The sequence below is a fragment of the Winogradskyella bathintestinalis genome (genome assembly GCF_030407435.1).
GTDB classification, from domain to species: Bacteria; Bacteroidota; Bacteroidia; order Flavobacteriales; family Flavobacteriaceae; genus Winogradskyella; species Winogradskyella bathintestinalis.
Map to the genome: position 1 here is coordinate 830018 of NZ_JASDDK010000001.1, position 14115 is coordinate 844132.

Below are 14115 nucleotides of genomic sequence, written 5' to 3' on the forward strand. Positions count from 1 at the left end.
GACATGCGCACAAAAAATAATAGCATTGTTCTTTCCAAACTAAAATATAGAGACTACGATCTTATCGTAAAATGCTATACCGAACAACGTGGAGTGGTAAGTTATCTGTTACGAGGTGTTTTAAAATCAAAAAAAGGACTATCCAAAACGGTTTACTATCAAGCTTTATCTCAATTGCAAATTGAAGAAAATTACAAGCTTAATCAATCCCTGCATTTTATAAGTGAAGTCAAATTTAATTACATCTACAAAACTCTGCATTCTAATATTTATAAGAGTGCCATTGTATTATTTTTATCTGAAATTCTTTCGAATGTTTTAAAAGAAGAAGAAAAGAATCCTGATTTGTTTCAATTTATTACGGTGGCACTTCAGTATTTAGACAATGAAGATCAGTTTTCTAATTTTCATTTATTATTTCTATTAAAGTTAACACGGTATTTAGGGTTTCAACCCGAAAATCAGAATACTGGCTACGATTATTTTAATTTGGAAACTGGAATTTTTGAAGCTTCCAACCATGGTATTTACTCGGTGTCTGGCGAAAATTTAACATTGTTAAAACTTCTATTAGGCATAAACTTTGATGGCTTACAGGCCATAAAGATTAATTCAAAACAAAGACAAGAATTTTTAAATCTGTTGTTGTATTATTTTGAATTACATTTGGGCAGTTTTAAAACACCGAAATCTTTACAAGTACTTAATGAAGTCTTTCATTAGAGAAAAACATGCTAATTGATAATAAGTTTACAAGTGAAGAACCTTATTTTATATCTTATTTTTTCTGTTCTATTTCTACAAACAACTTATGGGCAAACCGTTACAGTTCTCGAAGAAGATAGTCATGCCCCAATCCCTGGTATTACCTTGTATAATCTTAAGAAAAGTAAGATTAGAGTCACAGATTTAAAGGGAAAAGCCTCTTTATCACATTTTAGCAATAATGAGATTATCATTTTTCAAGATCTTTTATATGAACAGCAGAAATTAACAAAAGCTGAAATTACTAAAAATAACTATGTCGTTTATCTCACCCCAAGAGTAGAGGGTTTAGAGCAAATTGTTATTTCAGCGTCCAAATTTGAACAACAAAAACGCGACATTCCTCAAACTATTGTAAGTTTAGATGCTAAAGATATCGCTTTGGCGAATCCACAAACTAGTGCAGATTTATTAGAACACACCGGAAATATCTACATACAGAAAAGTCAATTAGGTGGAGGTAGTCCCATGATAAGAGGTTTTTCAACTAATAGACTTTTATTAACTGTAGATGGAGTCCGTATGAATAACGCTATTTTTAGAGGTGGAAATCTTCAGAATGTAATATCTATAGATCCTTTTGCTATAAGAAACACAGAGGTTACTTTAGGTGCTGGCTCTGTGGTTTATGGGAGTGATGCTATTGGCGGAGTTATGAGTTTTTACACTAAAAAACCACAATTATCATATAAGGATAATTTATTTTTAACGGCTAATGCATTAGTAAGATATGCAAGTGCAAACGAAGAAAAGACGGGACATTTTGATATAAATTTGGGATATAGAAAATGGGCATTTTTTACCAGTGCCAGTTACACTAGTTTCGATGATCTTAGAATGGGAAGCCATGGGCCTAAGGATTATTTGAGGTCCGAATATATTGTTCGAAAAAATGATGAAGATGTTATCGTTACTAATCCTAATCCTTTAGTACAAACGCCCACAGGTTACAACCAAATTAATCTATTGCAAAAAGCACGATATGAACCTACTGATAATTTAAATATCGATTTTGGCTTGTACTATTCTACTACCTCAGATTATGCGAGGTATGATAGACTCATAAGATATAGCGGAGATAATTTGCGTTCTGCTGAGTGGAATTATGGACCACAACAATGGTTTATGGCGAATTTTCAACTTACCAAATTAAGCAGCAGGTCTAACTTGTATGATAAAATTCAGACAACGTTAGCATTTCAGAATTTTAAAGAAAGCCGCGAGGATAGGAATTATCAGTCGGCCGTACGGGAAATAAGATCAGAATCTGTGGATGCCCTATCTTTTAATTTAGACTTAGAAAAAGATTTAAATAATGAAACGAGTATTTTTTATGGCGTCGAATATCTGCATAATAAAGTAGGTTCTGATGGACATGAAAAGAATATTGAAACCAACCAAATCGCTCCGAACGTAACGCGCTATCCCGATGGATCTACTTGGCAATCCATAGCGGCGTATGCAAGCTTAAAACATAAGCCTAACACTAAGTTTGTTTTTCAATCTGGTCTTCGGTATAATCAAGTAATTGCGAAAGCAGATTTTACAGCGAACAATGTGTTTTTAAATTTACCATTTAGCAAAGCCGATATTAATACTGGTGCATTAACTGGCACCGCGGGTATAACCTGGTCTCCAATCGAAATAATGCAATGGAAATTAAATGCTTCTACCGCTTTTAGAGCACCAAATATAGATGATATAGGCAAGGTTTTTGATAGTGAACCAGGCGCTGTTGTAGTGCCGAATAAAAGTCTTGAAGCTGAATATGCCTACGGTGGTGAATTAGGTTTAGCCTTGAATTTTAAGAATAAAATAATTCTAGATATAGCAACATATTATACGTTTTTAGATAATGCATTAATTAGAAGAGATTATGAATTAAATGGTGAATCTGAAATTATATATGATGGGGAGTTAAGTACAATTCAGGCCATTCAAAATGCATCTAAAGCTTGGATTTATGGCCTTGAACTTGGTTTAGAAGTCAATTTTTCTGAACAGTTAAAGCTACTATCGCAATATAATGTTATTGGTGGTACTGAGGATAATAATGGTGTTGAAGAACCTGTTAGACACGTAGCACCAAATTTTGGACGTACCCATATTACTTGGAAACACAATAAATTTTTATTAGACGCTTTTGTCGTGTATAACAATGAACTTTCATTTAATCAGTTGGCGGCCTCCGAAAGTTCTAAGGATTACATATATGCATTAAACACTGACGGAAATCCATTTGCACCAGCATGGCACACGTTAAATTTTAGAACGCAATATCAGTATAATGATAAGTTGAGTTTTACAGCAAGTTTAGAAAATATTACAGATCAACGTTACCGACCATATTCTTCCGGTATTTCGGCTGCTGGTAGAAATTTAATACTAGCTTTAAGATATACATTATAAAAAAGCTCATCGGATTAGCGATGAGCCTTTATAAGATTTGTATTATCGCTTAGCGCTGTTTAATTGCTTTTTTACTAATGACTTGCCCGTTAGATAACGTGATTTTAGCAACATAAGCTGATTGACTTAGCTTAGATAAGTTATATGTTTCTATGGTATTATTACCTTTTAAGTTGTAAATACGTCTGCCTAAAACGTCTAAAATTTCAACATTGGTTATAATGTATTGTGTAGAGTTTGTATTAAATTCTACATTACCATTTTGTAATTCAATTATGGTTAAATCGTTTGTAGATAAAAGATTTTCATCTATAGAAAGTACATTTGGTGCAAATACAATTTCAAAACGGCTGTTGAATTCGCCAGCTTCTGAGGTAAAAGTGAATGGATTTTCACTTAAATTGTGAACGAAATTAAGCAGATTGTCTTTGATGTAAACAGTTTGATTATTTTCAAAAACTCCACTAGCAGAATTGATAGCTATAGTATAATTACCTGGTACTGTGCTCACATAACCTAGAGGAACGACATCAGTATCTAGAAATGGTAACCCTCTCCCTTGAATATTATACGGATCATTTGCTATCATAAAATAGAAATTCTGTTCGTCTCCAGAATTTGAGACTATAGCATCGTACAAAATATCCTTATCGTTGGTGGCATTATTTACATAACCCAATAGTATTCTATCGGCAAAATTATTATCGGATGTGAAGTCTAACCAAATACGATGTTCTTCATTATTATTTTCCTGTTGATTTTGAGTAGTTGAAGCAGCTGACCTAAAGAAATCATTATTACTATATGCTCTACTTCGCATTGTATTGTTAAATATTGGTGCAAAAAGTGTGGTTTGTCCACCATTCACCATATTTACCATAAAGCCTTGTCCTGCAGCAATATTGCCATCAAAACATGGGGATGGTAGATTCCTGCAATCTTCTGTGGCTCCCGTTCTGTTATAACGTATATAGTCGTTTGTATCATAATTATAGCCATTATTATTTTCGTAAAATGGATCGCCAATGAGGTTAGATGGTGTAGCGCCATGGGTCCATATTTCTATAAAACCTTCAATTCTAGAATTATTAGATGCATTTTCTGTTAGAAAGTCATCTGCAGAAATAGCTGAAGGATATGGATTGCCAAGCAAGTTCCAATCATCGTCGTCATCATCGCCATCCAAACCATCATTATCAATTCCTCTTGATAAATTCACATTTACCAATCCACTATGGGGCACTCCATTCTCAAAGATTAACGTAGTAGAAGAATTAGGGTTTCTTGCAATATAACCCATACCTGCTTCCATGGTTTGATTAACTGCAGAGATCCAATTTCCTTGCCCAGTGCCTGTATTTGGTGCGATAGGATCCCAAGTATAAATATGGTTATTATTAATGGGTAGTAGATTTGTATCAAAACCTGTAATTGGCGAAGACCAATAAATGTAATCGTAACTACTATCTACATTGTAGTCTCGTTTCATAGTTAGATTTCCTGTGTTAGTGTTAGTTTCGTTTATTTGAATTAAGCTACCTGAATCTTCAATATTAAAATTTGCACTGGCATCAACATGAACACCTTCATCTACGGTAATAAATTCATTGGTTTTAACAATTAAAGTACTCGAATTTACGGTCAAATCTTCTCCGACAAAAACATCTATAGGATCACCAAGAGTTTTTATTCCTGTACCAGAGATTGTAAGATTCGCATAATAATCATTACTAGCAAATTGATTTGTTGTAAGCGCCGTGATAGATTGGTTGTCTCCAGCGTATTCCACAGTAGATGCATCACGTAATATAATTTCTGGGTTATTAGTACTACTTATTGATGTATTTGCAAGACCAGAGAACCCATTGGTATTAGATTGTTTAAAGATCCCAGTTTCTGTCACCATAAATGAGCCACCAGTTTGAAATTGTATAAATGAATTAGCGCCAGAACCATCGGCAACCGTACCGACATTATCACCTGAGACAACGATATTGGCATAGCTAGGCACAGGATTGGATAATCTAATAGACTCAAAACCTCCGTTATTGTTAAATTCTATGGTTGTATCTGGACCTAAGTTGTAGTTTGAAGTCGCACCAAAAGCATCAGGTTTTGTTCCTGAGCCTGCCATAATGAATCGGCATTGGTCTTCCATTATTAGATTAGTTCCAGCACCACCTAACGTAAAGTTTTTAACATCAACAATAGCGTTTTCAGAGATGGTGATGGTATTAGAAACACCAGCGGCACTGCTAATACCTTTGTAAGTTGGCAACCCAGGAGGTAATGGAGGAAGGCCTTCTAAAATATTAGATCCACTAAATGATAAATTAACATAATTAGGTACACCAGATAAAATTTGGGTATTATTTAATCCAGTACCATTTAAATGCACGATTCCGTCTGTTAAATCATAATTAGAATAATTGCTTAATTGTGGCAAATAATCAGATAATTGATTGGTGGTTATAGTACTAATTCTGTATTCTCCACCTGTCATTACTAAACGACCCGAACCATAAAAATCATGGTCATTAGAACCGGCTTCTTCTCCAACAACAATACCTTGTTGTATCTCTAATTTTCCTCCATCAGAAATGCCGATTCTATTTGTTAATCTTAACTCTAAGGTATTGTTATCTAAGATGGCATAAAAGTTTTTAACGGTAGAGCCCGTCGTTAAAGCATTACCTGTAACTTGGTTTTGTTTGCCAATGTAATAGAAATTCGCGGTTTGGTTATATGTTGTATAAGTAGAGCCAAAGTCCTGAACATTTCCTTGTGAGCTACTATCCCATATGCCTTGTGGATGTGTTATATATAGTGTTGAGTTAGTTTGGGAAATAAATTCATTTCTAGCACCAGAGATATCTTGAACTTCGAGCGCAGTGGTTCCATTAAAACTAAAGTTAAAAGTAGCACCAGATTCTATTTCTAAACTAGAGTCGCCAGTGAATTTTAAGTTTTCAATTAATAATTCAGCAGTATCTCCATTTTCAATTTTAAATGGAACGTTTGAACAGTTAGGAGCGACCTCAATAGTATGGTTATTATCTCCGCTAAATAAAATTTCTTTAGTGGTAACATCACTATTAACAGAAGTAACCGTTGTACCAATTTCAAGATTTCCTTCAATTATTACAGGTGCACTTCCTGCTACAATTGTTGGTGTATCATTAAAAGCACGATGTACGTAAAAATCGTCATCCGAATTAATGATAACATCACCTCTAATTAGGAAATTTTGTTGGAATGTATGATTTGAAAAAGAACCTCCGAAAGTAAAGTTGCCATCAGAAACAATAATGTTACCATTATAAGTTGAAGCTATTCCTGCAGATCTATTCGACATTCCCATTACAAAATAATTAGATGTATTGTTAATTTCAAAATCATTTTCTGTCACATTTATATTAATATTATCACCTCCAACGATTGTCCATTCTGTAGTTAAATTAGATGGGTTAAAATAAACGTTGCCAAATTTATAGCCATTGTCGTTATCGCTAATGGTCGTAATAACATTAATAAGGCTTCTCTGAGTTGCATTTACAGACCAATCCCAATCATTAATTTCAAGCATTGAACCACCTTCAAATTTTTCTATACCTTCCCACATTGGGTGTTGATTATGCATAGAGCTTTGGTCGATAGTCATATATCCGCCATCTCTTACAATGAAATTTGCTGAACTTGGTAAATCGATATCACCTCTAATAATTAAGTTGGCGCCATCTCTTACTTCAAGTGTATTACCTGACGATAAAAATTCTGAAGAAACAGGAGGATTGTCATCATCGGTTAACTCAAGTGTTCCGCCAGATAGTATTAAAATATCACAATCATAATTATTGTTAGAACTACCTCCACCAGTAACATATTTGTCAATTAAAATTCGTGTTATGCTTACCGATGTATTTTGTGGTGCGTTACCATCTGGTACATTTACCCAAGCAGAACCATCAAAGTATTCCCAATCTCCATTGAAGGAAAAATCGGTAGCGAATTTCGGTCTAAAGTCACCAGAATTAAAGGTAAACAGAATAATATCAAAAGGATTAGAAACATCATCCAATAATCCACTTGCACTTGCCGTTAAAGTAAATCCAGTTCCTGCAGCGGTATGTGTTATACTATTAAAAGTAGAAATACTACTCGCCGAAGCTACAGTAATAGGATCGCCTGTCATTGTTCCGTCTGATGTAATTGAAATATTACCAGTCCAGTCTAAATCCCTGTTGCCATTAACATCTGTTGCTTCCACTTGAACCGCAGGTGACATTGTTGCGTTTGTGCTCGTTGTGCTAGGCTGTTGTAAAAAGTTTAAACGGTCGGCAATAACTTCTATTCGGTTTCTGTTTCCTGTAAGGCTAGACGTAGCACCTCCAGCATTTGTTGCTCCAAAAATTGAACCCGATGGATTTGCCGTTGCAGCACTTATAGTAAATTGTAATTGATCGTTATCGGTTACGGCGGTTAAAAAAGTAACTTTCAATGTTAAGGAGGCCGAACCACCATCTGCTGCCGTTTGAGAAAATCCTGAAAAGGAAATTGTACCTGCTCCAAACGTTGGGTTGTTATCAATAAGCAAATTGCCATCGAATAATGCAGCTGTTCTAATATTGGCTAAGTTCGTTACATCAAATGTAATAGCTGTTAATTCTGTAGCTTCAGAATCGGCATCATTAGAAGCTCCACCATCACGAATATCAAGTTTAAATACGTCAATAGATTGCGCAGTATTGGTAATAGTTGCTACTTGATAGGCCGTATAATCAATATTGGAATTATAAGTGAATGTTCCATTAACTATAATATCAGAATCAGCACTGTTTGTGCCATTTCCTTCAATGACAAATGTATAAGGATCTTCATCTGAATCATTGTTAGCAATAGAAACCGTTGCAGTTTGAGTACCTAAAGAAGCCGGATCAAAAGTTATTTGGAACGTAGTAAAATTAGTTCCTGTGTCTGGGATTGTAGTGAGCGCTGGTTGCGTGCTTACACTAAAATCGGTTGTATTAGAAACTGTTACGTAGTTAGGTGCTGTTCCGTCTAATGTTAAATCGGCACCTCCTGTATTATAAATTGTAAATGCATGTGTTGCAGTACCTCCATCAACGGTCACATCTCCAAAATCAGTATCATTTGCTATGGTTGGAGTTGCATCTCCGTCAACAATTTCAGTGGCATTTCCTTGGATTTCGATTTCCGCAGCAGCTGGACCACAATAAACTTCTAAGTCATCAAGGTAAATAGAATTATTGTCTGTTACCATAGTTAAACGCAAATCAACATTGATAAGGCCTGAGATTGATGATAAATCAAATGTGTATTGAGTATAGCTAGTTCCTGTAACAGTTTGAGTTGTTCCAACATCAGTCCATGTGCCACCATTATCATATTGTGCCTTTATTTGACTTCCGGAACCACCAGATAATCTCGCCCAAAATGACAAAGATGATGGATTACTAATAGTTGGTAGTTCTAAATCATCACCTACATCATTAAAACCAATTTTATGAGAACCTGAGTATGCACTACCAGTGTTTATATAAGTACCAACTAATGAGTAACCAGCAGGAAGTGAACTATCGAAGTCATCTAAACCAATACATGGCCCAACAAAAACATCCCATTGTGCAAACAAAGTAATATCAGTGGAAAATTCATATAATGCTCCATCCGCATAAGTGGTGCCACTTCCATTAGCAGCTGTGTTCCAACTATTAAAAGTGAAGCCAGCATTGGTAAATGTATTAGATGTTAGGTTGGCAGGATTACAATCCATTTGTGGAGCCATCGTACCTGAACCACCATTATTATTAAACATTACTGTATTGCCTGTTGGAGTATAAACCGCACTAATATCATGGTCATCATTAACATTTGTAAACGAATAAGGATTTATACTACCTGCATTTGAGCCATCTACAACCCAATTATTAAATGTATAACAAGCATCTGCCGTTGCCGTAAAATCTTGGTCATCTCCTGAAGAAACGCTTATTGTGCCTGGAGAAATTGTTCCTCCAGTGGCTTGGGCTACTGTTATGGTTGGTCCAGTTGGGGCAGAAGCTTCTAATATTAAATTTCGTAGTCTTACGCCTCTACCACTTGTTCCATTATTAGTAATTCTAATTTGTACTTGATTAGTTACACTGTTCAAAGTAAAAGTGCCGCCGTCAATGTATGAAGAACCTGTAGTTGTACTACTTACTTCAGTTTGTGTAAATGTTGTGCCTCCATTAAAAGAGATTTCTATTTTGGCTTGATTATGGCTACCACTACCAAAAGAAGCAACATCTAAGCTAAATTCAGCAGATGAATAACTGGACAAATCGTAAATCGCAGTTAAAATAAGATCTGAAGGATTTCCAGCATCCAATAAATAATATGTACCTCTATCTATATCATTACTAGTTACGTTATTTATATCTGACCAACTAGCTGAAGGATATGCTCCACCACCTCCTACATTAAAAATTGTAGTCTGCCCATAACCAAAGCCAAATACAAAACCAATAAACAGGAAAGAAAATAAGTAATTCTTAATCATAAGGGATAAATTATGAGGATTAACTAACACCAAATTTAACTCAAAATCATTGCATGTCAGGACTTTGTAAATTACAAATTTATTAACAAATTGTTAAGTTTTGGGGTGGTTTTATCTGCGAGTAACCAAGTTTTCCGTTTAAGTGTAACACTTGTTAAGATGTATAATATAACGTTAGTTGTACTTATTAGAATAATTTGACGTTAATCGCATTTCTATCGTATTTTTGAACTAATGGATTCACAAAAAACGTACACCGTTAATGAAGCTCAGAAAAAGCTAGAGAGCTACTGTGCATACCAAGAACGCTGCCATAAAGAAGTACGGGCTAAGTTAAGAGATATGAAAATGATTCCTGAAGCTATCGATGTTATTCTGGTGCATTTAATTCAACATAATTATCTTAACGAAGAACGATTTGCTAAAGCCTTTGTAAGCGGGAAATTCAGAATAAAAAAATGGGGAAAAAACCGTTTAGTGAGAGAACTGAAATTTAGAGATATTTCTAAATATAGTATTGACGCTGCCTTAAAGGAAATTGATTTAGAGGATTATATTAAAACTTTAGATGAACTAACTTTAAAACGAATCGCACAGGTCACCGAAAAAAATAGTTATAAGAAAAAGAAAAAAGTAGCTGATTATTTGCTTTACAGAGGTTGGGAATCGCATTTAGTATATGAAAAATTAAGCGAGTATATTAAATAAAAAACCTTTTCTTTTTTCTAAATATTTTTAGAAGAAAGAAAAGGTTAATGCATATAATAACTTAATGCCTATTATATATTAAAAACAGCTCCGAGATTAAGGGTAAACTGATTATGAATATCGATTACTTCATCAGTATCGTACTTTGCTAGAGGAAAATTAGCTTCTGTAAAAACACCAAAACCTTCCGTAAAGAAATAGCGTGCTCCGATGTGTCCGCCAAAATTTTTAAGGCTGAGGTTAAGCCCAGGGTATAGATCAAAATTTTCGTCAATATTGATAACATTTCCTAAATTAGCATTAAATCGCGCTTTTAAGTCATAACGATCACCAAAATCGAGATCCTCAATACCACTGGCTCCTCCTAATGCATAAGAAGACGTTACACCTACTGAAATATTTTCTCCCAAGCCATAGTCGAAACTTGCGTTAATACCTGTAGCATGATCTTGGAAATTGGCACCCACTTGAAATTTGGTATCTCCCTTACCTTCAAAAGCTTGGGCATTTCCAAAGCTAATAGCCAACATAGCGACTATTAATAGAATATTTTTCATGTTTTAATTTTTAAAAATTTGGGCAAAGATACAAATTGAAATCTAATAATGTCCGAAATTTAGCTGAAACGATCCGTGTTTGTAATGGCTTTTTTGTTTTTCCATTCAATCCATTTCTGACCTTTAAGACGTCGCATTACATTATCAATATTACGCATCACTAAAATATTGTAAATCGCTTTGCCTAAGTTTTTAGGATTTCTAGCTATGGCGCGTAAACTCATTGAGAATCCTGGTGTAAGATAACGCATATAATGCCAATAACCTTCGGGCATATAGAGCACTTCACCGTGGTTTAAATTGCACACCCAACCTTGCGCTTTTTTTAAAGCTGGCCATTTTTCTAAATCCGGATCATTAAAATCTATATCTTCTCTAGTAATTAAAGAGTGTGGTACTTTGTACAAGTATTTATTCTGGTTTTGGTCGAATAGAATACATTTTTTTTTGCCTTCAAAATGAAAATGAAAAATATTGGCTAAATCAATATCGTAATGCATAAAGGTATAAGAGTCCTTACCTCCAAAAAATAGCATTGGTAATTTTTTCATTAATCGCAGTCCAAAATCTGGATAATTAAAATCCTTTTGGAATTGGGGCACTTCTTTCAAAATATTCCAGAGAAAAATGCGGTATTTTGTAGGTTCACGTTTTAGTAAATCTACATAATCGGCCATTTTCATTTTAGCATGTGCTTGGTTAAAACCATCGTTATGGTGTACCGGTCGATCATCGTAAAGCGGTACGGTGACATCTCCTGCAACTTTTTTTATGTAGTCTAAATTCCATTTGGAATACGCCGGCCAATCTTCAATAAACTGCTCTATAACCACTGGTTTTTGTGGTTTGAAATAATGTTTTATAAAGTCTTCCTTTGAAATGGTTTTTACGCGAGGAATATCTTGAAGATTAAGTTTCAAATGCTTAAAAAAATTTAGGTTTCAAAGTTAGTAAAACGGAATTTAATGTCAATAATTATTCCTTAATTTAGTAAGTGATTTTTTGTTTTATGGAATTCACTTTGCTAAATTCGTCCTCAAATTTAAATACAATTTATTATGAAAAAAATTTTTACATTATCTTTAGCATCATTGTTTTTAGCAACTAGTTGTGGAACTGTAGGACTTGTGTCTACACCAACAGATTATAGTGTCGCAGGGAACGAAGTAAGCGTAACAGAAAAAAACACGAACATTTTTGGATTGACACCAATGAATGCTCAGAAAGAGTCTGGAAATATGCTTAGACAATTAGAAGGAAAATGTAGTAATGGTGTAACAAATATCAGAACTACTATTTCGGCAAAAATGTTCATCTTAGGATTTGAGAAAATTGAAATGACAGGAAACTGTAAATAATACTTTTTAGAATTTTAATATTCAAATGGCTCCATTGTTCTTGGGGCCATTTTTAGTTTGTTATTTTTATTTAAAACCACTATATATTTTGCGATTTACCAAAAGTTAAGCTGAGCAGATTATGAGTGCTCCTGAATTTTTTGTTCGAACGTATAATTCCAATTCCGTCTTTACAAAAAAAGTAAATGTCTTCTCGAGGAATAGAATACAACAGTAGTTATTAATACTAAGAATTCCTAAAAATAAAAGACCAATACCCTAAAAATATTTTAATGTTGATATTGGTCTTTCGGAATTAATTATATTCAAATAGAGATAATTATGACTTATCAATTGTCGCATCTTCTGCTTCTATCTCTTTTTTGTCTTTTCCTTTTAGATACTCTGGCAAATCCATACCAGCCATATTAAACATTTCTTGTAACGGTGGTACTGATTTGTACATACCCGATAAGAAGTTAGCGGTCGATGATTTTCCATCTTCTCCTCCTGAACCATTATCCCAAACGGTTACTTTATCAATTTTAATATTTTTAATAGCTTCAGCTTGTGTTTTCACCAATTCAGGTAATTTATCTGCAATTAAAAGTAAAACAGCATCTCTGCTATTGTTTCCTGCAGCTCTCACAATTTCCTGTAAACCTGCGGCTTGTTTTGTTAAAACTTCAAACTGACCCTGTGCTTCTGCTTGTGCTTTAAAAAGTATGGCATCAGCCTCACCTTTTGCTTTTCTTCTAATTCGCTCGGCTTCTGCTTCGGCATCAATTTCAACTTTACGTTTATCAATTTCCGCAGGTACGATAATATCGGCCATTTGAGACGAACGCTCGCGTTCTGCTCTCGCAGTTTCTGCTTCTTGCTCAGCGGCATAAGATTCTTGTAAAGCTTTTGCAGACTGTACTTTCTCTGATGCAATAGCAACACGTTCCGCTTCGGCTTCACGCTGACGACGAGTGGAATCTGAGTTAGCAACGGCAATTTTGGCCGTATTTTCACCTTCTACAGCTTGTGCATTGGCAGCAGCCACTTGGGTTCTTTCATCTTGTACAGCATTGGCTTCACCAATCGATCCGTCTCTAGTTTTCTCGGCAACCGATTTACGAGCGGCATTAATAGCATGCGCTGCGGCTTCTTTACCAAGTGCTTCAATATAGCCAGACTCATCTACAATATCGGTAATGTTTACGTTAATAAGCTTAAGACCGACTTTCTTCAATTCAGTTTCAACGGATTGCGAAATGTTAGTTAAAAATTTATCTCTATCGTTGTTGATTTCTTCAATATCCATTGAGGCAACCACCAATCGTAATTGTCCGAATATAATTTCTTTGGCTAATTCTTGTACATCTTGCGCTCCTAATCCTAGTAATCGCTCTGCCGCATTTTGCATTACCCCAGGTTCTGTAGAAACACCAATAGTAAAACGCGATGGTACGTTAACACGAATGTTTTGTTTAGATAAAGCATTGACCAAGTTCACTTCGATTGAAATCGGCGTTAAATCTAAAAACTCATAATCTTGAATTACGGGTACTATAAATGCTGCTCCACCATGAATACATTTAGCAGATTGTCCACCACCAACTTTTCCATAGACTACTAAAATTCTATCCGAAGGACAACGTTTATAACGTTTTATTAAAATAATTAAGGTTAAAACAATAAATAAAGTAATGAAAATCAGTAGCATTGGTCCGCCAAGACTATCCACATTAAAATTTTCTTGAATGGTTAGTAGTTTCATAGTTAATAAATT

General features: G+C 34.7%; 8 protein-coding genes. 4 read left to right on the plus strand and 4 right to left on the minus strand.

Translation table 11 applies throughout. The features are described from left to right. Positions 1 to 3: 3 nt before the first annotated feature. On the plus strand, positions 4 to 723 hold the full coding sequence (recO, locus tag QMA06_RS03460) for a DNA repair protein RecO (RefSeq protein ID WP_290205458.1): 720 nt from the start codon (positions 4 to 6) through the stop codon (positions 721 to 723). Between the two features lie 33 nt (positions 724 to 756). Next, positions 757 to 3174 (plus strand): TonB-dependent receptor plug domain-containing protein, encoded by a 2418-nt coding sequence (locus tag QMA06_RS03465; RefSeq protein WP_290205459.1) that lies wholly within the window; start codon positions 757 to 759, stop codon positions 3172 to 3174. 49 nt (positions 3175 to 3223) lie between these two features. Here the strand turns inward: QMA06_RS03465 and QMA06_RS03470 are convergent, their stop codons facing one another. Beyond that, positions 3224 to 9736: a choice-of-anchor D domain-containing protein gene (locus tag QMA06_RS03470; RefSeq protein ID WP_290205460.1), complete on the minus strand. Its 6513-nt coding sequence runs from the start codon at positions 9734 to 9736 to the stop codon at positions 3224 to 3226. Positions 9737 to 9970: 234 nt separating this feature from the next. On the opposite strand from QMA06_RS03470, the gene QMA06_RS03475 reads away from it, so the two are divergent. Further along, on the plus strand, positions 9971 to 10444 hold the full coding sequence (locus tag QMA06_RS03475; protein ID WP_290205461.1) for a regulatory protein RecX: 474 nt from the start codon (positions 9971 to 9973) through the stop codon (positions 10442 to 10444). 71 nt (positions 10445 to 10515) lie between these two features. Here QMA06_RS03475 and QMA06_RS03480 read toward each other — a convergent pair whose 3' ends face one another. Continuing rightward, positions 10516 to 11001, minus strand: a complete 486-nt coding sequence (locus QMA06_RS03480) for a DUF6646 family protein (RefSeq protein WP_290205462.1) — start codon at positions 10999 to 11001, stop codon at positions 10516 to 10518. Between the two features lie 59 nt (positions 11002 to 11060). Then, positions 11061 to 11921 (minus strand): cupin-like domain-containing protein, encoded by an 861-nt coding sequence (locus QMA06_RS03485; RefSeq protein WP_290205463.1) that lies wholly within the window; start codon positions 11919 to 11921, stop codon positions 11061 to 11063. 138 nt (positions 11922 to 12059) lie between these two features. On the opposite strand from QMA06_RS03485, the gene QMA06_RS03490 reads away from it, so the two are divergent. Beyond that, positions 12060 to 12359, plus strand: coding sequence for a hypothetical protein (locus QMA06_RS03490; RefSeq protein WP_290205464.1), 300 nt, complete (start codon positions 12060 to 12062; stop codon positions 12357 to 12359). Between the two features lie 319 nt (positions 12360 to 12678). Here the strand turns inward: QMA06_RS03490 and QMA06_RS03495 are convergent, their stop codons facing one another. After that, positions 12679 to 14103, minus strand: coding sequence for a flotillin family protein (locus QMA06_RS03495; protein WP_290205465.1), 1425 nt, complete (start codon positions 14101 to 14103; stop codon positions 12679 to 12681). Between the last annotated feature and the right edge of the window lie 12 nt (positions 14104 to 14115).